Genomic DNA, 21,964 nt, shown 5'->3' with positions numbered 1-21,964 from the left:
CACGTAACAAACTTACATAATGATTCAGCTAGGAGGATATGATGAGTATTGACCCTCGGATAATCAAAACATTATTGCAGCTTCAGCTTTCACCAAATGTAAATTTACAAGCAGCTACTAATCCGTTGCAGGCGACAACAGGCGATGGATCGGCATCCTTATTTGATACTCTTTTATCCCAATATATGACCGATACTTCTTCTGAAAATAATACATTGGCGCAAGTCATGCCAGCAGATGCGCTCGCGCAACTGAGTTCACTTAGCGGCATGCCTAACGTGTCGTTCAGCAGTCAAGGCGCGTCTAACAGCTCTCCTTCTGCTTATGACGAGCTTATTCAACAGGCATCAGCCAAATATGGCGTAGATTCTTCATTAATTCAAGCGGTAATCAAAACCGAATCCGGCTTTAACGCAGATGCACAGTCAGGTTCAGGCGCTAAGGGCCTGATGCAGCTAATGGACGGAACAGCAAGAGGTCTAGGCGTTAGCAACTCCTTTGATCCCGCGCAAAACATTGATGGCGGAACTAAATATTTATCAATGCTGCTAAACAAGTATAATGGACATGAGCAGGTTGCGCTGGCTGCATATAATGCAGGACCGGGTCGAGTGGACCGTGCAGGAATAAAAACAAACGAGCAGCTAATAGAAAATCTTGAAGCGTTGCCAGAAGAGACGCAGCGCTATGTTGCCAAGGTGCTTCAGGCCAAGTAGAACGACAGCAATAAGATCACGATTTAGCGAACCGTCATGCAGGCGGGAGCAATCGATGATCTTTTTCTTTTTGAAAAGGAGATAAATCGAAAATGTTATATTTTGATCATTGTGCTTCATCACCGCCGTATGAAGAAGTGGTGCAGACCATGATGGAAGTGATGAAGTCGCAGTATGCGAACCCTTCATCGCTGCATCGTGCGGGTATTGAAGCTGACAAGTTAATTGAACGCTCGCGTGCTGTTCTAGCCGAGCAGATGCAAACCTCTAAGGGGAAATGGGTATTTACTTCTGGCGGTACAGAGTCAAATAATATAGCGATAAAGGGTGCTGCTCGTCAGTATGCTGGACGAGGCAAACATTTGATAACGACACAAATCGAGCATGCCTCCGTATACGAATCTTTTGCGCAGCTGGAGCAAGAAGGCTTCAATGTCACCTATTTGCAAGTAGGCAGGTCGGGTCATGTAGAGCTTGAGCAATTGGAAGCGGCAATTACTGAGGAAACGATTCTCGTTAGCGTTATGCATATCAATAACGAGATCGGTTCCATTCAGCCAATCGAGAACATTGCAAAGTTGCTTAAACGATATCCGAAGGTCATCTTGCATGTCGATGCCGTTCAGAGTATCGGAAAGCTGCCGATTCATTTGGAAAAGTGGGGCATCGATTTGCTTAGCGGTTCGGCGCATAAGCTTCGTGGTCCCAAAGGTGTAGGTTATTTGTACGTGCGTGACGGCATTACGCTGTCCCCTTTGTTTAGTGGCGGCTCGCAGGAGTTTGGACATCGCGCTGGAACACAAAACGTACCAGCTATCGTTGCGTCAGCGAAGGCGCTGCGCATGTCGCTTGCTTCGATGGAGCAAAGAGAAAGGCGATTGAAAGTGCTCAAACAGAAGCTATTAATGCATATTGAGCAAATTCCAGAGCTTAAGCTGAACGGGGCGGAGCCGTCAGCTTCCCATATTATACATTTCTCCTATCCGGGCATGAAGCCAGAGGTTGTCATCCATATGTTAGAGCAACGTGGTATAATGGCTTCAACGAAATCGGCATGTTCTTCTAAGGATGACAAGCCGAGCCGCGTGCTGCTTGCCATCGGTGCAAGTCATGAGCAAGCGAGCAGCGGCATTCGGATTAGTCTCGGTGACGAGCATGAAGAGCAGGATATCGCAGCCTTAGGAGCTGCACTGCATCATGTTGTCGCACAACTTAAGCCGCTTGAGAGGAGATTGACTTAATTTTGCTTTATGATCAGATCGTGCTCCGTTATGGAGATTTAATGGTAAAAGGAAGAAATCGGAACAAATTCGAGAAGCGAATGCTTGATCAAGTAAAGCAGGCATTAATTTCTTATGATAATATTAGTTATTTCAAATCGTTTGGGCGTCTTTATGTCAAGCTGAATGGACATCCCTATGAGCCTATAGCAGATCGCTTGAAGGATTTGTTCGGCATCGTTTCTTTAAGTCCAGTTGTCAGCACAGAGGCTGATCTTGAGAAAATAAGAGCAGCTGCGCTAGCTCTTATGCAAGCTTTGCCAGAGCAGCCCAAAACGTTCAAGGTGAGCGCGAAACGTGCTTGGAAAGAGTTTCCTCATAATTCGCAGGATATGAATCATTTGGTGGGCGGACATGTTCTGCGTGCGATGCCAGGACTTAAAGTTAACGTGAGCAAGCCGGAAATTGAGCTGCGGGTGGATATTCAAGCGGAAGCTACTTACGTCTTCTACGATGTCATCCCTGGCGCTGGCGGATTTCCGTTTGCATCGAATGGCAAAGCTATGTTATTGCTCTCCGGGGGCATAGATAGCCCTGTAGCGGGCTGGCTGGCACTGCGTAAAGGCCTTGAAGTGGAGGCAGTGCATTTCCACAGCTACCCATTCACGAGCGAGCAGGCTAAAGATAAGGTAATTGAGCTAGCAAAGCGATTATCCTATTTCAGCGGGGAGCCGATTAAGCTTCATCTTGTGCCCTTTACCGAAATTCAAACTACGCTAGTACAAGCGAAGAGCGATAATCTGATCATTACATTAATGAGAAGGGCGATGCTTCGGATCACAGAGCAGCTGGCAGAACGCAATGGGGCAAACGGTATCGTTACTGGCGAGAGCTTAGGGCAGGTTGCGAGCCAGACGCTGCCGAGCATGAATGTCATAGGTCGAGCAACAGATCTGCCGCAGCTTAAGCCATTAATTATGATGGACAAGCATGAAATTATTCGGATGGCGGAGAGAATCGGGACGTTTGAAACGTCGATTTTGCCATATGAGGATTGCTGTACGTTATTTTTGCCGAAATCACCAAGTACGAATCCGAATCTTCGTATCGTTGAGAAGATTGAGGCTCTAATTCCTAATTATAATCAATTGCTCACTGCTGCAGTTGACGGCACGGAGGAAATTTTATTGTCGCCGCAGCTTCAAACGGCTGCCCAAACCGCTGGCGAGGATAGCTGGTTTTAAATGCGAATGAAGAAGCTTTGCAGGCGTATAGTTCCTGCGGGACTGACCCCCCATTTGTCATACAGGGATCAAAACACCTTCAAGTTTTAGTGTGGAATGAAACGATTCAATGGTGCATTATCAGCGGGCGTTCCCTTGCGGGACATGCTCATGGTAATGCCTTTTCTTTTTATAGCTTCCTGATACCCATGGGACGTGTAGACGCTTCCCTGATAGCTATGGAGAATCGCACCACACACAGTTGGTAATGACTGTATCTAGGACAAAGGCGTGTCTTGCATATCTGATAAACTGCTAGCTACGATCTCTCCGTTTTATAAATCGAGGATGCTCGATAGGTACATCATTTTTTCGCCAATTGGTAAATACTTAATATCCGTGATGAGTTTATGCATCGGTTTTTCAGCTTGAAATTGCCGTTTTAACAGGTGAATTTTATTAACTGGTATGCCTGCTATTCTCAATTCAATGGCTTTCATTTTTGTTTCCACCGGATAACTTACTCTTGTTGCCAACGTAAAAACACCTCCAAGGTTGTCTCCATATCTTACGACATGGTTGCAATTTCTTGCAGGTGTTTTAATTTGTCTCACGTCATGGGTCAGTCCCTTGCTGGATGCAACTACACAACGGCTTTTCAATGTTCTCCCTTAGTGGAATCGCTATTTAATTGTTCTTCCTTTTGTTTTTTGCCTTTATTGGTCAATAATCCAGCTGCGATTGTAAGAATAATGACTACGATAACAAAGGACCAGAAGAGGAGTTGATTCTCGAAAAATGCTGTAAACGATTTTTCATGTGTGATCATCTTCGCAGCGGTATATGCAAGAACCGCTGAGCCTAGATAAACGATCCAATTATAGCGATTGATTAGTTTGATGAATATCGTACTGCCCCATACAACGACTGGTACGCTGATGAGAAGCCCAAGAATAACGAGCAAAGTGTTCCCGTGGGCTGCGCCTGCAACTGCGATTACGTTGTCAAGTCCCATGGCCGCATCGGCAATAATGATTGTACGTATCGATTGCCAAAGGGTATTGCCAGATTTGATGCCATCATGTGCATCATCCTGTACGAGAAGCTTGTATGCGATCCATACGAGGAGAAGTCCTCCAACAAGATTGAGCCAAGGAACGTTTAGAAGCTGAACAACAAGCAAGGTGGCAATGATTCGAATGCTAATCGCTCCAACAGTTCCCCATATAACGGCTTTCTTCTGCTGTTCCTTAGGTAGGTTTCGTGCTGCCATCCCAATCACAATGGCGTTGTCACCAGCCAATATAAGGTCGATAAAAACGATGGTCAGCAGGGCGGAGAAAAACTCGACAGAGAATAGTTCCATAAGTCATTTTCACCTTCCATAAAAAGGAATATATTGAAGTCTACAATAAATACGCTGCGCAGTGAAGAGGGATTCAAAAATTTTAATGGACATATTCCTCACAGCTTGTTCATACAGCTGATTAGAGGGGGTATGTAACTTGGACAGCCTTATTATATTTATCGAAATCGTCTTGATTAATGTATTGCTTAGCGGGGATAACGCCATTGTGATTGCAATGGCTAGCGGCCAACTGCCGCCAGAGCAGCGTAAACGGGCTGTATGGTGGGGTGCAATGGCTGCTGTAGGCTTAAGATGCGTATTGACCGTCGTAGCGATTAAACTGCTTCAGGTGCCTTTTTTACAAGCCGTAGGAGCTTTGCTATTGTTCTACATAGCGGTTAAGCTGCTTGCAGAGGCAGGCGGCAATCAGGATATGCATACGGTGAAAAAAGCAAAAACGATTGGTCAAGCGATTTGGACAATTGTTGTAGCCGATTTCGTTATGAGTCTTGATAATGTTCTCGCTATTGCAGCGGTAGCAGATGGAGATATTGTACTTATTTTGCTCGGAATTGCGCTCAGCATACCTATGATTATTTGGGGAAGCCAAATGCTGGGAACGCTCCTTCATAAATTTCCTGCTCTTTCCTATATTGGGGCAGCTTTACTCGCTTATGCGGCAGGTGGAATGCTAATGCATGACCCTGGCATGAATGATTTGCTGTTTCATGGCTCAAAAACGCTCGCTGAAGCCATTCCTTTGATGTGTGTTCCGCTTGTCATTGTACTCGCAATTGTCAAAAAAAAGGCTGTTTTATAAGGTTTATGACTCGCTCCATTCACGCAAAATAATGCGGGACGGTTTTTTTTTTGTTAAGACCCTCGCAACGTACTGGTATTTTTGCCTCAGTTCCTATAAACTAATATAGATAAAAACTGTCGTCTTTCGTCAACATATGCGAAAGGCGCTGTAAGGAGCGGAACGCGAATGCCTAATAACAAATATTCCGCTGGAATCATTTTGCTGTTAGCCGGGGTCGTTATTTTGTTGGGCAAGTTAGGTGTATTCAGCTTTCTGGGCGCAATCTTCTGGCCGCTGCTCGTCTTAATTCCCGGCGTGCTTCTGCATGTTCTCTACTTCGGCAGATTAGTTCCGGCGGTCGTGCTCGTCCCAGGCGGAATGCTCGTCGTATATGCCCTGCTGTTTGTCGTTTGCAACCTTTTTGGATGGGATAGTATGAAATATTTGTGGCCGCTGTTTATCTTTGGAGTGGCAGCTGGTCTTTACGAATATTATTTGTTCGGTTCATCCAGACCGCGTGTTGTACTCACGGCATCGATTGCGCTTGCTGCCGCATCGGCTGTGTTTGTCATTCTTGTGCTTTTGTGGAGCTGGGGGATTTATGCGATTGCTGTTGCGTTAATTGCAGCAGGTGTTTGGATGATGCTAAGCAAACGCAAGCGTTGGTAAAAGATTTAAATAAAAAACAATTGGAGTGGATTACAAGTTATGCAAGCAAGAGAGAAATTACGGAATATCGCAATTATTGCCCACGTTGACCATGGTAAAACGACATTGGTTGACAAACTGCTACAACAATCAGGCACGTTCCGCGACCATGAAGCAGTGCAAGAGCGCGCAATGGACTCAAATGACATTGAGCGTGAACGCGGTATTACGATTTTGGCAAAAAACACAGCAATCAATTACAAAGACTATTTGATCAACATTGTTGATACGCCTGGACATGCTGACTTCGGCGGCGAAGTTGAGCGTATCATGAAAATGGTTGACGGCGTTCTTTTGGTTGTTGATGCATTTGAAGGCTGTATGCCGCAAACGAAATTCGTTTTGCGCAAAGCGCTTGAGTCAAACCAAACGCCAATCGTTGTCGTTAACAAAATTGACCGTCCAAATGCAAGACCTCAAGAGGTTGTAGACGAGGTTCTTGACCTTTTTATTGAACTAGGTGCAAATGACGCTCAACTTGAGTTCCCAGTAGTTTATGCATCTGCATTGATGGGTACTTCAAGCCTTGACCCAGAAAAACAAGATGAGAACATGGAAGCACTTTACGAAACAATCGTAAGCAACATTCCGTCACCAACTGAAGACACAGAGAAGCCGTTGCAATTCCTTGTAACTTTGCTGGATTACAACGAATACCTTGGCCGTATTGCAATCGGTCGTGTTAACCGCGGCATGATTAAACAAGGTCAAACCGTTGCCGTTATGACTCGTGAAGGCGGAGTTAAGCAAGCAAGAATTGAGAAACTGTTTGGTTTCGTTGGTTTGAAACGTGTTGAGATCGAAGAAGCAGGAGCGGGCGATATCGTTGCGATTGCGGGTATTCGTGAAATCAACATCGGAGAAACCATTGCAGATCCACAAAATCCAGAAGCGTTGCCGGTTCTAAAAATCGATGAGCCAACACTTCAAATGACTTTCCTCGTTAATAACAGCCCGTTTGCAGGCCGTGAAGGAAAATGGGTAACTTCCCGTAAACTTCGTGAGCGTCTATTCAAAGAGCTTGAGACAGACGTAGCACTTCGCGTTGACGAGACAGACAGCCCTGATGCTTTTGTCGTTTCAGGTCGCGGTGAGCTTCACCTTGGCATTCTTATCGAGAACATGCGTCGTGAAGGTTTCGAGCTTCAAGTATCCAAACCTGAAGTTATCATTAAGGAAATCGATGGTTCGAAAGTAGAGCCTTACGAGCGTCTTCTTATTGATTTGCCTGAAGAGAGCATGGGCGCAGTAATGGAGAGCCTAGGAACTCGTAAAGCAGAAATGATCAACATGATCAACAACGGCAACGGCCAGGTGCGTCTAGAATTCAAAATCCCTGCTCGCGGCTTGATTGGTTACCGTACACAATTTTTGACGTTGACACGCGGCTACGGCATTATGAACAACGCTTTTGACAGCTATGGACCTCTAGCTGGCGCTGGTGTAGGCGGCCGTCGTCAAGGCGTTCTTGTTGCAAGTGAAAATGGTGTATCGACATTCTACGGCATGATGGGCGTAGAGGATCGCGGTATTCAGTTCTTGGAGCCAGGTACAGAAATTTATGAAGGTATGATCGTTGGCGAGCACACTCGCGAGAACGACATTATCGTAAACATTTGTAAAGTAAAACAACTGAACAACATTCGTTCAGCAGGTAAAGACGATACCGTAACATTGAAGAGCCCGCGTCTATTCTCGCTTGAGCAAGCGCTTGAGTACTTGAATGATGATGAGTTCTGTGAAATTACACCGAAGACGATTCGTCTTCGCAAGAAAATTTTGAACAAAAGCGAGCGCGAACGTGCGGACAAAAACCGTAAAAATGCGCAAGCAAGCGTGTAAGAATTAGTTTTCTAAATGAACGTAAGGTTTTGCTCTGCAAAGCCTTACGTTTTCTTTAAAATATAAGTGGGATTATAAGTTGCTTAACTTATAATCCCACTTATATTTCACAGTGTTATGCGTACTGTGCAACTAAAGCACGGCGAAAGCCGTTTACAATGAATGAGGGAGGAATACGATATGCAAGCATGGTTAAGCGATCATAAGCTAGTCTCTTATTTAATCATTCTGGGTTTTACGATATACATATTCAATAAAGTATTTCGTGCACAGCAGAAGCTTCCGTTATTTAAAGAAATTTTAGTGTATGCATTGATTGCCTTCGGCTCTTTCGTTCTAATGATATTGCAGGTGGACAAGCTGCCAATCATTCAATGTATGGGAGTAGCCGTTCTTATGATGCTTATGCTCCGTGGTCGTCAATTGTACGACAAATGGAAGGGCAACAAACCAAATGACAGTCCATCTCCAAATGCGGAATCCGGCAAATGAAGTTCGAGGACGCACTATTCAACTGGCTTCAAATCAAGCTGGTTGCTGACGCTCGTCCCGATGACAATGCAGCATTTGAGACACTATCGTTTTTTGAGCAAATATTGACGGAGGATCATGGGTTGACGGAATTTGTAATTACGAAGACCGATGATACGATGGTTCATGTGAAATACGAGAAGGATGGCCGTACGAAACTTCAGCTTTATCCTCGTGAGCTGGGTGAACAGCTCTTGACGGATATTGAATCCAATCCCAAATACAACTGAACTTGAAGGTGGATCATATGAGTAAAGGATCAACAGCATTACCACCAAGAACGGGCTCTCGTCCACCAGCAAAACCAAAAAAGCAGAAGCCACGAAAAAAACGCTCGGCAATGAAAATCTTTTTCTCATTGCTATTTTCAATACTTCTGATCGTAGCTGCGGGTTTAACTTATTTGGTCTTGCAAGCGGATAAAGCCATTGATGAGATTTCATCGCCAGTTGATGAAGAGGTTGTTATACCGCCTGGAGAAGCTGTAAATGAGAAGGCAGTTGCCATGCTTCTGATGGGGATCGATGCTCGTGCTCATGGAGGAGGTTTGAATACGGACGTTATGATGGTCGCTGTATTTAATCCGAATTCGAAGAGTGCTACTATCGTTACCATTCCTCGGGATACTAACATTGATATCGAAGGATATCGAGCTCGCAAAGCCAATAGCTTTTATGCTGATTTCTATATGAATGCGCTCAATAAGAAGAAATTAAGCAAAGAAGCAGCTTATGCGGATGCGAAGCAAGAAGTGCGCAACGTCATGAGTAAGCTGTTCGACATCGACATTAAATACTCTGCAGTCATTAATTTCCAAGGATTCGCAGATGTTGTTGATGCACTTGGCGGCGTGACAGTGGATGTTGATAAGCGTATGAAATACAAGGACTCTGCTGATGGAACAAATATCGACTTGGAACCAGGCGTTCAAACGCTAAGCGGTGAGAAAGCACTAGACTTTGTTCGTTACCGGAAATCAAATAATGGGAAAAACATGTCAAGCGACTTTGAGCGCAATGCTCGTCAAAGCCAAGTTATCGGAGCACTGACGGACAAGATGAAATCATTTGACGGCGTTACGAAGATTGGGTCCGTCATGCAAGCAGTCGGCAAAAACTTGACGCTGGATATGCCTTCCAAAGAAATTAAAAATATGATGACGACTTATTTGGGTTTAAGCCGCAATGATATTACATTCATCCCTCTTGAAGGAACTTGGAGAAGTCCTTATGTTTATATGGACGAAGAGAAGCTGAAGGAAGCTCGGGCTGCACTCCAAGCAAAAATGGCTGAATAACCGTAGACTATAGCTAATATTATAGCTATAATAAATCTACAGAGGCCATTTTTGAAATCTGTTCAGAAGGAGGTCATGCGAATGACCAATACCGTATCCTTAGTATCCGAGCTACCGATCGAAATTTTGCATAAGCAATCTATCGTTCTAATGCACAGAATTGATGCGATTTCTGACGGACTGGCCTTGAACTTTTCTGGTGGGCTTAGTGCGAACGACGACGTCGTAAGCTTGTCCGCTACCCTTGCGTGCGAGGAACCTATTGCTGCGAACACCTTTGTTGTACAGGTTCTCGCAGCTATGAAGAAAGCCTAGTGATAGCTCACTAGGCTTTTTGTGTCTTCAGGGATGCCTTTACAATTTCTTATTCATTTTTGGAGCTTGTTTCTCGAGTTCCTGAGGGATGACATCACGCGGCATTTGCGGAATTACTCTGCCGATAATATCGGCCATCTCCTCGGCAAAGCCGGATATCGGTTTGCCACGTCTTATATCGGCGCCGATTTCATTGATTCGCTGGGACATATCGATATCCGCAGTCACTAGTGCATCTATACCGTATGGATCTTTACGGAATGCTTCGGCTACGGCATATTTGATTGTACCGACTCTAGAACGCTCCATCTTGGCGTCTACATCGATGCCCACAATTGCAGTATTCCCGAACACGACACAGTGCGCGTTCGTTACTCCGTCAATTCCTTTGGCCAACTGCTCCAGATGTACCGCAACCTGTTCCGAGTTTTTAATTTCTTTTTTCCTTGGCTCGGTTTGCTGCGTATGGACACGGCCATTATTTCGTGGAGAGGGTGATGTTTCATTTCGTGCGACGGTGCTGCAACCTGTCGCTACAATCGCAACAATGATCGCTGAAGCAAGCCATTTGTACATGTTTGACACCTCTTTTTTCTCGATGAAAAGCTGATAGTCACCTGTCCGCCATAGTTTACCCGCAGCAGCGATATGCTATGTATGGCCTCTAATGAATATCCAACACCGGGAGGGTTCTCATGAAAAAAATATTCGTGCTCGATACAAATGTGCTGCTTCATGATCCGCAAGCGATTTTTGCTTTCGACGATAATGAAGTCATAATTCCCGCGGTTGTGTTGGAAGAAATTGATTCAAAGAAGAGGTTGGCTGATGAATTAGGACGAAATGCGCGTTCGATCTCGCGTCTGCTCGATAAGATGAGAGAAATAGGCCACTTGCATGAAGGGATTAAACTGCCTAGCGGCGGCTTGCTCAAGGTAGAATTAAATCATCGCAGCTTCATGCGAGTACAAGAAATGTTTGGGGAAATGTCCAACGATAATCGGATTTTGGCGGTTGCGCTGAATTACCATATAGAACAGGAAAATGAGCCGGAGAAACAAAGTATCGTATTAGTTAGCAAGGATGTACTCGTTCGTATCAAAGCTGATGTTCTAGGCTTGCAGGCTCAAGATTATTTATCTGATCGGGTTGTTGTTTCGTCGGAGTTTTATTCGGGCTATATGACGCTTTATGTTCATCCTGCAGTTATAGACGAGTTTTACACTTATCGCTTCCTTACAGTTAACAACATGCACCTCAATATTCGATTAAATCCGAATGAATTTGTGATTTTGCGCGATGAAATGGGAACCTCGAAGTCAGCGCTGCTTAAGGTTAGCCAAGACGGGGCAAGGCTTGAGCCTTTATTTTTAAGCAATGATCCGGTTTGGGGAATAACGGCTCGCAATGCTCAGCAGCGCATGGCGCTTGAGCTGCTTCTAAATGACGACGTGCCGCTCGTGACACTTACCGGCAAGGCTGGTACGGGTAAGACGCTTCTCGCGCTGGCAGCGGGTCTTCTGAAGACGGAGGATGAGCATAAATACAAGAAGCTGCTAATCGCAAGGCCTGTCGTACCTATGGGGAAAGATATCGGATATTTGCCAGGCGAGAAGGAAGAGAAGCTGCGACCATGGATGCAGCCGATTTATGATAATTTGGAGTATTTGTTCGATACGAAGAAATCAGGCGATATTGATAAAATATTGATGGGAATGGGCAGCATTCAGGTCGAGGCTTTAACTTATATTCGCGGCCGATCTATTCCCGGGCAATTCATTATTATCGATGAAGCACAGAACCTTACGAAACATGAGGTGAAAACGATTGTTTCAAGGGTCGGTGAAGGAAGTAAAATCGTTCTTATGGGAGATCCCGAGCAAATAGATCATCCTTATCTGGATTCGATCAGCAATGGTTTGACCCATATTGTGGAGCGCTTTAAAGCAGAAGGCATCAGCGGCCATATGACGCTTGAGAAAGGCGAACGCTCCAAACTAGCCCAATTGGCAGCGGATTTACTATAACGACTGTGCCCCTCTTCGAAGAGGGGCTTTTTTTATTGCAAAAAATTGAAGGTTGTTTGGACAAAAAAACAAATTATTGTTATCCTATTTTTAGTAGTTTTAAGGATGAAAGGAAGAAGGCTGTGACTCCCAGAAAATACGTGCTGGTTTTATTCGGCACATTACTGTTAGCAGCATTATTACTTATCCCATTCTCACGAAATGCGAACCCTACAAGCATCGGAAAGCCTGACGGCAAAACAAATGTTCAACCCGCTCCCGGTACGCTTGTTGTGGATCAGCTGTCTGACATTACTGTAAGCGTTTCCTTGCCGAACATGCAATATCAACAGCTTCAGGAATTAAACCGGAATTTTATGATGAAATACCCTCATATTCAAGTCGAGCTTTCAAATGAGCCGAATAAGGAAAGAGCATATGATCTGTGGACGCTTCAGAGCCAGCAGAGAGAAGCCGCAGATATTATGCTGTTAGATAATGGATGGGTTAGATCATTTGCTGTACGAGGGTTTCTAAAGCCTGCAGACAGCATGATGACAGGTGACACGCTCACCGATCAAATGACAGGATTGCTTGATTCGCTCAGATGGAACGGTTATTTATGGGGCGTACCAAAGGACTTAAACCCATATATCATTGTTTGGAACTCTGCATTGCTTAAGGAGACAGGTCTTAAGGACCCTCCTTCTGACTTTGCTTCCTTTCAAGCCGCCGCTTCAAAAATGATCGAGCTTCATCCGCAAGCGAGTATTGTAAACTGGAGTGCAGGCGATTTGCAGCAGCAGCTAACTTGGTTAGCCGCGTTTCAAACGAAACCATCCAACTTGTTGAAATTGCTTCCGCTGAGTGAGCAGCAGACTCAGCAGCTGGAATGGTTTCAACAAATGGAAGTGAATTTGAGCAGAATCGATGTGGATGCAATCAATCAATTAGCAGAGGAGTTTCAAAATAATAATCTGTTTGCAGCTGTAATTCCGTGGAATCAATACGAGCGTTTAAATGAGGATTTGCGAATGAAATTAACGATTGATCGTGAGCAAGTCTATTATCCATGGTTGAATGGACGAAGCTACGCGATTTCCTCAAACAGCGATGAAGAAGAGGAAGCGATGCTTTGGATTGGGGGAATGACCGAATTAATGAATCAACAGATGACCTATGACCGATTTGGCTTTTTACCTGCAAGATCTTCATTATATTCGTTTAACAGCACCCTTCAAAGCGAGCAAATTCATATCCCGCCTGCTTGGTGGAAAAATGCGCTGAACACTAAGCTCGCAGATGAAAATCTCCCGATTTCAGATCCAATTTGGCCTGAGAAATGGCGTCAAAGGGAGAAGTTATGGAGAATGTTTTCCGATGGCAATTTTCAATTGGCTGAATATATGAAGTCGCTTGCCGCTTTAGAGTGAAATGAAAACAGCCGGCCTCATTTTGCAATGATGGCAGGCTGTTTTTTGCTTGTTAGATGAATAATGACAGCAGCTATAACTTTAGGCTGAGCTTGATGATCAGTTCTCCGTCTTTCATTTCAACAGCGTTCGCTTTAAGAAACGAAACGATTAAATCAGGATAAAAGCCGAGATCGAATTCCTTCTCGAGCGCACTGCGTGTCGTGTCAGGAAGGGAGAAGCCATTAAATATGAGTTCATCGACATGAAATAGGATGGCGTTTTTGGGATCATTTTCGATCGTGTAGTGACCGCTGATTTTTATTTCCATGTTGTCGCGTTTTCCTTGAGCAATGACCTTGTCATCAATGAATTCAAAAGAGAAATGATTGAAGATATCATTTTGCTCGCGAAGGAATGTATTTAAATCATCTTCGGGCACGCGTATGGTGTATTGAAAACCTTTTATTTCGAGCAGCTGCTTGTTTTCTTGTACCCAGCTTGGCAGCTTCTGCATCGCCTTCGAGAGTGCTCGGAAATATTGTTTCACTTCAGCTATTCCTGCTGTTTCCCAGTAAGAAGTAAGCTCCTTCATCAAAATGCGTATGCGATCGGCATCTGATCTGCCAGCTAGCTGCTCGTCAAGCTGCTTCTCAAGCGCAACTACACGCTCTCTCTGCGTTTTGAGCTGTTGTTCAATCGTACTCAGCTCATTCTGCCTAGCTTCAAGCTTCTCATAACCCACTTTAACTTTCTTGTATTGCTCGACATATGTATTCAAGGTATGCTTGTCATGAGTAAGTATAATTTCGGCATAATCCAGCATTTGAAACAACTCCGATAATGAATCGAACGATAAAAGAGCGCTAAGCAAAAAATCTCGTTCTCCCATATAGTAAGCGCGCAGCACATTTCCTGCTTCTTCTTGCTTGTCCGCTATTTGCTGTTCTTGTATGAGCAGCTGCTTCTCCGTGTCCGTCATCGTCAGCATGAGCTGTTGCTTCTGTTCTTGTATGCGGATGATTTCTTTATCGATTTCCACGACAGACAAGCTTTTCTCAAGCAGTGCATGCATATCCGCCTCATCAGCCGGTAGAGGCTCAGCCCAAGCGGGAAGCCGAAACAGGAACAAAAAGATGAGTAGCATCGAAGTGGCTGCGATAGAAAATCGATTGCGCCTGGCTGGCAATGTCAACGGCATCGACCTCCTCAGCATTCATTTTATGCGGCAATCCATTCTATTATATCTTACAATTGGAAAAGGATGAACCTTATGATGATGGAAAACGAGCTCGCAGCCTCAATTGCGGAAAAAATAGCAGGTGCAAAAACGTATGGCAAGCTTGTAGATGAAGATGGAGGCTGGAGTTCAGTCAAATGCATCTCTTTTTTTCAATATATGCAGGCATGTCTATATGATCCGCAATATGGTTATTACCGTTCAGGGCCAATTAGAGTGGGCAAGGAGGGTGATTTTTATACGAGCTCAGGCATTGGGCAGGTGCTTGCTGAAGTTCTAGCGAAATATGCGCTGGACTATGCGGCATTAGTGGATAAGCCGCTTAAACTGATTGAGTGGGGAGCAGGAACGGGGCGATTGTCAGCTCAAATTGCGGCTGCAGGTTGTGAGCGAGACTTGGATTGGAAAAGAAAAATGCAGCCAATTCTAATTGAGGATCATCCTGCGCATGCTGAAGCAGCACGGAATGCTTTTGCAGATATTAGCTGCTTATCGGATGCAGAACCGCTGCTGTCATCCTCGGAAGATGCTTGGGGGGAAACCTGGCTTAAGCAGCCATCGATTGTGCTCGCAAACGAGCTGTTTGATGCTTTTCCCGTACACCGTGTGCAGCTAGTGAATGGAGAACTGATGGAGTTAGGCGTTGCTTATCATGATGAGCGTGGCTTCGTTGAGGTTCAAATGCCGCTTACCGATACTCGGATTACAAATTGGCTTAATCGGGATCATATTCAATTGCTTGAAGGGCAGCAAACGGAGGTGCATGCTGGTGCAGTTGACTTCCTTAATAAGCTTGGAGCCGTAATGACTAGCGGACGTGTCGTCATTATTGATTATGGGCATAAAGCGGAGGAATATGCGGCGGAGCACCGGATGCTTGGTACTCTTATGTGTTATTCGCACCATCAGACGAACACAAATCCATATAGTCGAATTGGGGAGCAGGATATCACTTCACATGTCCCTTTTACCTTTATCCATCATTCTGCTGAAGAGGGCGGTTTTCAAGTAACAAGCTATATGACACAAAAACAATTTTTAATTGAGCACGGCGTAATGAATATGCTTCAAAATCATAACAGTACGGATCCTTTCAGCAAAGAAGCGCGAAGGAATAGAGCGATTAGGCAGCTGCTGCTCAGCGATCAAATGAGTGAGACGTTTAAAGTGATGGTTTTGGAAAAAGGTTAAATCGAATACAAAAAAAGTGTCAGCCCTTAAAGGGCTGACACTTTTTTGTTTAAGGAAAAGAACTCATATGTACTCTTGTTTGTTCTTACCTTAAGCGCATAACGAACCATTATCATTTAGGATAATGGTTGTTCTTTCATGGCTTTGATTAAAGCTTGCCTTGGCGTATTTCGCTGACGCCTTTGTTTAGAACGGCAAGTCCATCTTGAAGACCGACCAATACGTGAAACCCACGAATGAAATGATCATATATCCCCAGAACATTACAATGTAAGTTCTTTCGGAGAAATTCAAGTAGCCTAGAAATACGAAAGCAACGGCTTGTGCAAAAAACAATAGCGCAAATTCCGTCATATGGCCTGCGAAAGCCATAAGTCCGATTACCAGGGTCCAAAAGCCAAGTACCCGATACATACGTGCCATGATAACATCCCCCTTTCGCTGCGACCCGATTTTCTAATGATCATTATAACGTTTGGTGTAATAAGTGTAAACCAAAATACGTGAAGAAATCGCAAATTTTTTGTTTGCATCTAATTAACTCCTGTTGACTTAGATATAGTTTGCTCAAATATAAGAGCTAACATGTATGAGTAATTGAAAATTTGGTTATACAAATTAGTATCCAATAGATTCTATGAACTCTACCAAGGGCATAGAGATAAAGTAAGCGCCTTTACGTTAGGAGGTTTTTGTTGCATGACAGCAGTTAGACAAGATGCGTGGAGTCCGGACGATGATTTAATTCTCGCCGAGGTTACACTACGCCATATTCGCGAAGGTAGTACTCAGCTTGCAGCATTTGAAGAAGTGGGCGAACGAATTGGGCGTACATCCGCAGCATGCGGATTCCGCTGGAACAGTTGCGTTCGCAAAAGGTATGAGGATGCAATACAAATCGCTAAACAGCAGCGCCAGAAGCGAAATTATTTAAAAAAACAAACGATTATCGCAACGCCGCATGTTTCATCGATTGCCGTTTTTGAAACGGAAGAACGTGGATTCAAGCAAGAGAGTGGTGCAATCGAGGAAAGTTTATCGGTAGATGCTGTTATTCGTTTTCTCCGTGGATGGAAGACGACCTATCAGGATTTAACCCGCCAACTCAAATGGTATGAGAAGGAACTGAAAGACAAAGAGGAAGAGCTATACCGTTTGCGTGATCAGAATGAGAGATTGTCCAAAGAGGTTAACAATGTTCAAACGGATTACCGTGCTGTGAACGACGATTACAAGACACTTATTCAAATTATGGATCGTGCAAGAAGGCTTACCGTTTTAACGAATGACGATGAAGCTAAGCCGAGATTCAAGATGGATGCTAATGGCAATTTGGAACGGATTGAATAAGTTATAATGCGTAAATAAGAGGAGCTGGCCATTATTTGGCCGGCTTCTTTTTCTTTTGCGCTTTTTTTATAGAAGAGTCTAGTCGGCTAAACTTGTATCAGTTGCAATATTTTCGGAAAATTTGATACGATGTTTGCTAATATTATTGATGAGCAGCAGTTGGTCGGAAGGAGTATAAGGTGCAGATAGATGTAGTAGGTGGGGGCTCGTTAGGACTGCTCTATGGAGCGAAGCTAGCAGAAGCAGGAGCGGATGTTACGATTTGGACGCGCAGTGAGGAACAGGCTGATGTGCTTGCTAATCAAGGCATTAGGCTTAAGGAGCTAGATGGAGCAAATGAGAAATCGATTCGTATCAAAAGTTTATGGAGCGGGTCTGTTTCAGAACATAGAGAACGTTATGACGTCACAAAACAGAATGCCGACTATCGCTGGGTGCTACTGAGCGTTAAACAATCGGATTTGGATGATGCTTTTCTAAATATGCTTGCTTCGCTTCTTGCCAGCTATGATGGAGAGCGTGTGGCAGTCGTATGTATGCAAAATGGAATTGGACATTTAGAGCGAATTAAAAGCAAACTTCCTACCTATCCGCTATTTGCAGCGGTGACGACAGAGGGAGCGAAACGATTCGATGTTCGTTCGGTTGAGCATACGGGGAAGGGGCAGCTTTGGCTTGGTGAATGGGGAGAAAATGAGCGCAATCAAGATGATTCTCTCGATAACTCGCAAAAAATGTTGATTTCTTTGCTGGAAACGGCAGGATTTACCTCTTTTCTGTCGAAAGACTTGGAGAATCGAATTTTTAATAAGCTGCTTATTAACGCAGTCATTAATCCATTGACGGCAATATTGGATGTGGAGAACGGACAGCTGCCGCTCCATCCTGTCGGCGTCAAGCTTATGCAAGCGCTGTATGAGGAAACCGAGTTGGTGTTAATACATGCTGGAATGAGCTTGCCGGAGAATGGGTGGGAGCTCATTATAAAGGTTTGCAGGCAAACCAGCAGCAATATTTCTTCCATGCTTAGTGACGTAAGAGCTGGCAGAGCGACAGAAATCGATGCCATTAATGGTGGTGTCGTACAGCTGGCTGAGAAGAATAGGCTGCAAGCGCCGTTAAACCAAGCAATAGTTACGATGATTAAAGCACTAAATCTTAAGTCGACTATGAAGGAGTGAAGGCCGATGGAAATGATTTGGGAAAGCATCAAACATGCATACGCTTATTTGGCTGTAATTCCAATCATACCCTTCACCATCATTTTGTTTGGATATGGAGCATATATTCAGGATCGAAAAAAAGCGTTCCGATTGGCAATGGATGTTACGACAGCCTTATTAATTGGCTGCGTTGCTGTATTGTTTGATGAGCTGTTTAACAGCAGATTCGGGATTTACGGCATATTGCTATTCATGCTGCTAGGCGGAGGATTGCTTGGAAACGCCCAATTTCGCAAGCGCGGCGCAGTGGATGCCAAAAAAATATTTCGGACGATATGGCGGCTAAGTTTTTTTACGATGAGCGTGCTGTACATCGTTTTTATGTGCATCGGCATCGGTAAAATGTTTCTGACTGCTTAACTCAAATAATAAATTGCTAAACGCCTCTCCCGAGCAGAGGTGTTTTTGTTTTGACGGACGGCTTCACCATTGTGTACAATTAAAATGTTCAGTTTTACAATATGAAGTCGTACTAGCGACTATTAAGCGGGAGGTTACGGGCTGCGCTATGAGAACAGATACTTATGCATTGCCTATTGCACAGCCTTTGACAGAGGCTTATATACATCAAAACGATGACCGCATTGAAGCTTTATATGGCTATCATGCGGGAGTTGATCAAGATTGGGTTAAACGCTTTAATCGTTTGGAGCAAAGCGGAGAGGTTAGAGCTGATGCAGCTCAAGTAGCTCGCGCGCTTCGTGCTTACAATGAAGCGATTAACGCTGATCCAGAAGTTTTTGCTTCCATTTCTGCGATGGCAGAGGGGGCTCCGGTCGTGGTTGGAGGTCAGCAAGCTGGTTTATGGACGGGTCCGCTGCTTGTCATACATAAAGCGGTATCCATCATAGGTGCGGCCAAAGCTGCAAGTGAGCAGCTGGGGCGGACGGTTGTTCCTGTATTTTGGGTAGCCGGTGAAGATCATGACTGGGATGAAGCGAACCATGCCTACGTTATTACAACGGAGCAGGAGCTTCGCAAGTTGTCAGTTGCGCGTCCTGAAGGTGCGCGTACTGCTGTAAGCCGCACGATGATTGCAGCAGAAACATGGGAAGAGCTGCTTGTTGAGCTTGAACAATCGCTTCCGCATTCGGAGTTCAAACCTGTGATGCTAGAGGAACTGCGCCAAATGTCGAAACAAGCGAAATCATTATCTGTTTTTTTTGCTATGATATTGAGTCATTTATTCGGAAAACACGGCTTAGTATTAATGGATGGCGATCATGAGGATATTCGTCGTATAGAAGCGCCTATGTTCAGGAAGCTGATTGAGAAGAACGATGAATTAGAGCATGCTTATGCTGCTGCTGCAGATAAGGTGAGTGAGCTTGGTTACAGCCTTCAAGCGGATGTAACGGCTGGCAGCTCGAATCTTTTTCTCTTCAACTCGGATAACGGCGAAGAAAGAACGCTTCTTCACAAGAAGGATGGAAAATTCCAAGACCGTAAAGAGCAAGTTTCGCTAACGGAGGAACAGCTCCTTCGGATCGCTGACGAGCAGCCGCAGCAGCTTAGCAATAACGTTCTGACGCGGCCGCTTATGCAGGATTATTTATTCCCTGTTCTTGCGACTGTGCTTGGTCCTGGGGAAATTGCCTATTGGGCTTTAACTGGAGAAGCATTCCGCACGCTGAATATGGAAATGCCCATTATCGTGCCGCGTATGTCTTATACTTTAATTGAAGGAACAGTTGCCAAGCACATGGATAAGTATGAGCTTTCCTTTGAGGATGTTATGGAACATTTCGAAGAGAGCAAAGGGAAATGGCTGAAGGCACAAGATGGCTTGTCCATTGAACAGCAGTTTGCCGAAGCAAGAGATACGTTTGAGCAGCTATATAAACCGCTTCTTGAGCTTGCAACTTCCGTTCAACCGTCGCTCTCTAAGCTTGGGGATACGAATTTGCAAAAAATAGTAGAGCAAATCAACTACATGGGCTCAAAAACGGTAGATGCCTTCAACAAACAATTTGAAGCATCCACACGTCAGCTTGATCGTATCCATCTGTCGATTAACCCGCAGAACAAGCCGCAAGAGCGAGTACTTAATATGGCAGCCTATTGGAATCGTTACAGCCTGATTTGGCTCGATAAGCTGCTTGAAGCGCCATTTAGCCGTACTGGTGGACATGAAATCGTTTATTTATGAAATATGAGGAGGCAAATGGAATGAGTACAGCAAATAAAAGCATCGTAGCCGATCTATCATTGGCACCTGAAGGCCGTTTGAAAATTGATTGGGTAGCTGCGCATATGCCGGTATTGAATACGATTCGCGAGCAATTCGAAAAGGAACAGCCTTTTAAAGGACTGAAAGTTACAATTGCTCTTCATTTGGAAGCGAAAACCGCTTATTTGGCTAAGGTTGTTAAGGCTGGAGGTGCTGATGTTACTATAACAGGCAGCAACCCGCTATCAACACAAGATGATGTTTGTGCCGCTCTCGTTGAGGATGGCATTACTGTATTTGCCAAATATAATCCAAGTGCTGAAGAATTTAAAGCACTTAATATTAAAGCGCTGGAATGGAAGCCTGATCTTATCATTGATGATGGCGGCGATCTTGCAACGATTCTAAATTCGGAGCACCCGGAGTTTGGCGAAAACCTGCGCGGCGGTGCGGAAGAAACAACGACAGGCATTATTCGATTGAAAGCGATGGAGAAAGACGGTTCATTGAAATTCCCTATGGTCGCTGTTAACGATGCATATTGCAAGCATCTTTTTGATAACCGCTATGGTACTGGGCAATCCGTATGGGACGGTATTAATCGCACAACGAATTTGATGGTTGCGGGCAAGACCGTCGTTGTTGTCGGTTATGGCTGGTGCGGAAAAGGTGTAGCCATGCGTGCGAAAGGTCTTGGCGCAAATGTTGTCGTAACTGAGATCGATGCGATTAAAGCGGTCGAAGCTTATATGGACGGTTTCGCGGTAATGCCGATGATCGAAGCGGCTAAGGTTGGTGAGTTTTTCGTAACGGTTACCGGAAATCGCGATGTTATTCGCGGAGAGCACTACAAGGTGATGAAGGACGGGGCGATCATTTCCAACGCAGGTCACTTTGACGTCGAAGCAAACAAACCAGAACTTGCAGCATTATCTTCAAGTGTACGAACCGTTCGCCGCAACATCGAAGAATATAAGCTGGAGGATGGACGCAGCATTTACTTGCTGGCAGAAGGCCGCCTTGTTAATTTGGCTGCTGGCGATGGTCATCCTGCAGAAATTATGGATATGACGTTTGCACTGCAAGCTGTTGCACTAAAATATGTAAATGAGCAGTACAAAACGATTGGAAACAAAGTAGTCAATGTTCCTTATGAGCTCGATGAGCAGGTAGCGAGACTGAAGCTGCAATCTCTAGGCTTTGGCATTGATCAGCTGACAGCGGAGCAATCGGCATATTTGGACAGCTGGAAAGAAACAGAATAGAGCATTGATGAAGCCGCGAGCAATCGCGGTTTTTTTTATGTGGAGATAAAAGATGCAATTGATTCGTTTACACCGATGTTTAGATCGGGCGGATGTAAGGGTTTT

General features: G+C 44.6%; 22 protein-coding genes and 1 pseudogene. 18 read left to right on the top strand and 5 right to left on the bottom strand.

Annotated features, from left to right (window positions below):
• Nucleotides 1-38 precede the first annotated feature (38 nt).
• The 3 genes from AB4Z45_RS13010 (at nt 39) to thiI (ending at nt 3,180) form a co-directional block, all read left to right on the top strand.
• A complete protein-coding gene (locus AB4Z45_RS13010) occupies nt 39-716 on the top strand; it encodes a lytic transglycosylase domain-containing protein (RefSeq protein WP_441909705.1) in 678 nt (225 codons plus the stop codon).
• A 92-nt stretch (nt 717-808) separates the two neighbouring features.
• A complete protein-coding gene (locus AB4Z45_RS13005) occupies nt 809-1,957 on the top strand; it encodes a cysteine desulfurase family protein (RefSeq protein ID WP_441909704.1) in 1,149 nt (382 codons plus the stop codon).
• 2 nt (nt 1,958-1,959) lie between these two features.
• A complete protein-coding gene (gene thiI / locus AB4Z45_RS13000; protein ID WP_441909703.1) occupies nt 1,960-3,180 on the top strand; it encodes a tRNA uracil 4-sulfurtransferase ThiI in 1,221 nt (406 codons plus the stop codon).
• A 78-nt stretch (nt 3,181-3,258) separates the two neighbouring features.
• Here thiI and AB4Z45_RS12995 read toward each other — a convergent pair.
• Both AB4Z45_RS12995 and AB4Z45_RS12990 read right to left on the bottom strand, forming a co-directional pair.
• Nucleotides 3,259-3,611, bottom strand: a pseudogene (locus AB4Z45_RS12995) (transposase); the annotation flags it as partial.
• Nucleotides 3,612-3,817: 206 nt separating this feature from the next.
• Nucleotides 3,818-4,525 carry a TerC family protein gene (locus AB4Z45_RS12990; RefSeq protein ID WP_441909702.1) on the bottom strand — a complete coding sequence of 236 codons (708 nt, stop codon included), beginning with the start codon at nt 4,523-4,525 and terminating at the stop codon, nt 3,818-3,820.
• Nucleotides 4,526-4,664: 139 nt separating this feature from the next.
• Here AB4Z45_RS12990 and AB4Z45_RS12985 point away from each other — a divergent pair, with 139 nt between their 5' ends.
• The 7 genes from AB4Z45_RS12985 (at nt 4,665) to AB4Z45_RS12955 (ending at nt 10,002) form a co-directional block, all read left to right on the top strand.
• Nucleotides 4,665-5,327, top strand: coding sequence for a TerC family protein (locus AB4Z45_RS12985; protein ID WP_441909701.1), 663 nt, complete (start codon nt 4,665-4,667; stop codon nt 5,325-5,327).
• 168 nt (nt 5,328-5,495) lie between these two features.
• Nucleotides 5,496-5,978 carry a hypothetical protein gene (locus AB4Z45_RS12980; RefSeq protein WP_054027942.1) on the top strand — a complete coding sequence of 161 codons (483 nt, stop codon included), beginning with the start codon at nt 5,496-5,498 and terminating at the stop codon, nt 5,976-5,978.
• Between the two features lie 39 nt (nt 5,979-6,017).
• Entirely contained in the window at nt 6,018-7,859 is a 1,842-nt protein-coding gene (gene typA, locus AB4Z45_RS12975; protein WP_441909699.1) for a translational GTPase TypA, read from the top strand.
• Between the two features lie 180 nt (nt 7,860-8,039).
• Entirely contained in the window at nt 8,040-8,351 is a 312-nt protein-coding gene (locus AB4Z45_RS12970) for a YlaH-like family protein (protein ID WP_441909698.1), read from the top strand.
• Nucleotides 8,348-8,620, top strand: coding sequence for a hypothetical protein (locus AB4Z45_RS12965; protein WP_339208701.1), 273 nt, complete (start codon nt 8,348-8,350; stop codon nt 8,618-8,620). Before AB4Z45_RS12970 ends, AB4Z45_RS12965 begins: the two co-directional genes overlap by 4 nt.
• Nucleotides 8,621-8,637: 17 nt before the next feature.
• Nucleotides 8,638-9,687 (top strand): LCP family protein, encoded by a 1,050-nt coding sequence (locus AB4Z45_RS12960; RefSeq protein ID WP_441909696.1) that lies wholly within the window; start codon nt 8,638-8,640, stop codon nt 9,685-9,687.
• An 81-nt stretch (nt 9,688-9,768) separates the two neighbouring features.
• Entirely contained in the window at nt 9,769-10,002 is a 234-nt protein-coding gene (locus AB4Z45_RS12955) for a hypothetical protein (RefSeq protein WP_441909695.1), read from the top strand.
• 39 nt (nt 10,003-10,041) lie between these two features.
• On the opposite strand, the gene AB4Z45_RS12950 is transcribed toward AB4Z45_RS12955, so the two are convergent.
• A complete protein-coding gene (locus AB4Z45_RS12950; RefSeq protein ID WP_441909694.1) occupies nt 10,042-10,578 on the bottom strand; it encodes a YhcN/YlaJ family sporulation lipoprotein in 537 nt (178 codons plus the stop codon).
• A gap of 119 nt (nt 10,579-10,697) precedes the next feature.
• Here AB4Z45_RS12950 and AB4Z45_RS12945 point away from each other — a divergent pair, with 119 nt between their 5' ends.
• Together AB4Z45_RS12945 and AB4Z45_RS12940 are read left to right on the top strand one after the other, a co-directional pair.
• Nucleotides 10,698-12,029, top strand: coding sequence for a PhoH family protein (locus AB4Z45_RS12945; protein ID WP_441909693.1), 1,332 nt, complete (start codon nt 10,698-10,700; stop codon nt 12,027-12,029).
• Between the two features lie 122 nt (nt 12,030-12,151).
• Complete coding sequence (locus tag AB4Z45_RS12940) at nt 12,152-13,441, top strand: ABC transporter substrate-binding protein (RefSeq protein WP_441909692.1); 1,290 nt, start codon at nt 12,152-12,154, stop codon at nt 13,439-13,441.
• A 73-nt stretch (nt 13,442-13,514) separates the two neighbouring features.
• Here the strand turns inward: AB4Z45_RS12940 and AB4Z45_RS12935 are convergent, their stop codons facing one another.
• Complete coding sequence (locus AB4Z45_RS12935) at nt 13,515-14,615, bottom strand: coiled-coil domain-containing protein (protein ID WP_441909691.1); 1,101 nt, start codon at nt 14,613-14,615, stop codon at nt 13,515-13,517.
• 78 nt (nt 14,616-14,693) lie between these two features.
• On the opposite strand from AB4Z45_RS12935, the gene AB4Z45_RS12930 reads away from it, so the two are divergent.
• A complete protein-coding gene (locus tag AB4Z45_RS12930; protein WP_441909690.1) occupies nt 14,694-15,851 on the top strand; it encodes a class I SAM-dependent methyltransferase in 1,158 nt (385 codons plus the stop codon).
• Nucleotides 15,852-16,037: 186 nt separating this feature from the next.
• Here the strand turns inward: AB4Z45_RS12930 and AB4Z45_RS12925 are convergent, their stop codons facing one another.
• Nucleotides 16,038-16,274 (bottom strand): DUF2626 domain-containing protein, encoded by a 237-nt coding sequence (locus AB4Z45_RS12925; protein ID WP_053375484.1) that lies wholly within the window; start codon nt 16,272-16,274, stop codon nt 16,038-16,040.
• 276 nt (nt 16,275-16,550) lie between these two features.
• Here AB4Z45_RS12925 and AB4Z45_RS12920 point away from each other — a divergent pair, with 276 nt between their 5' ends.
• The 5 genes from AB4Z45_RS12920 (at nt 16,551) to AB4Z45_RS12900 (ending at nt 21,859) form a co-directional block, all read left to right on the top strand.
• Nucleotides 16,551-17,201: an RsfA family transcriptional regulator gene (locus AB4Z45_RS12920; RefSeq protein WP_076268145.1), complete on the top strand. Its 651-nt coding sequence runs from the start codon at nt 16,551-16,553 to the stop codon at nt 17,199-17,201.
• A gap of 179 nt (nt 17,202-17,380) precedes the next feature.
• On the top strand, nt 17,381-18,382 hold the full coding sequence (locus AB4Z45_RS12915; RefSeq protein ID WP_441909689.1) for a ketopantoate reductase family protein: 1,002 nt from the start codon (nt 17,381-17,383) through the stop codon (nt 18,380-18,382).
• Nucleotides 18,383-18,388: 6 nt separating this feature from the next.
• Nucleotides 18,389-18,784: a DUF3397 domain-containing protein gene (locus AB4Z45_RS12910; protein ID WP_339208710.1), complete on the top strand. Its 396-nt coding sequence runs from the start codon at nt 18,389-18,391 to the stop codon at nt 18,782-18,784.
• A 148-nt stretch (nt 18,785-18,932) separates the two neighbouring features.
• Entirely contained in the window at nt 18,933-20,573 is a 1,641-nt protein-coding gene (gene bshC, locus AB4Z45_RS12905) for a bacillithiol biosynthesis cysteine-adding enzyme BshC (protein WP_441909687.1), read from the top strand.
• 20 nt (nt 20,574-20,593) lie between these two features.
• Nucleotides 20,594-21,859, top strand: coding sequence for an adenosylhomocysteinase (locus AB4Z45_RS12900; protein WP_441909685.1), 1,266 nt, complete (start codon nt 20,594-20,596; stop codon nt 21,857-21,859).
• The last annotated feature ends 105 nt before the right edge of the window (nt 21,860-21,964 follow it).

The organism is Paenibacillus sp. MCAF9, assembly GCF_052114265.1.
Classification (GTDB): domain Bacteria; phylum Bacillota; class Bacilli; order Paenibacillales; family Paenibacillaceae; genus Pristimantibacillus.
This window is presented reverse-complemented; position numbering and strand designations above follow the sequence as displayed.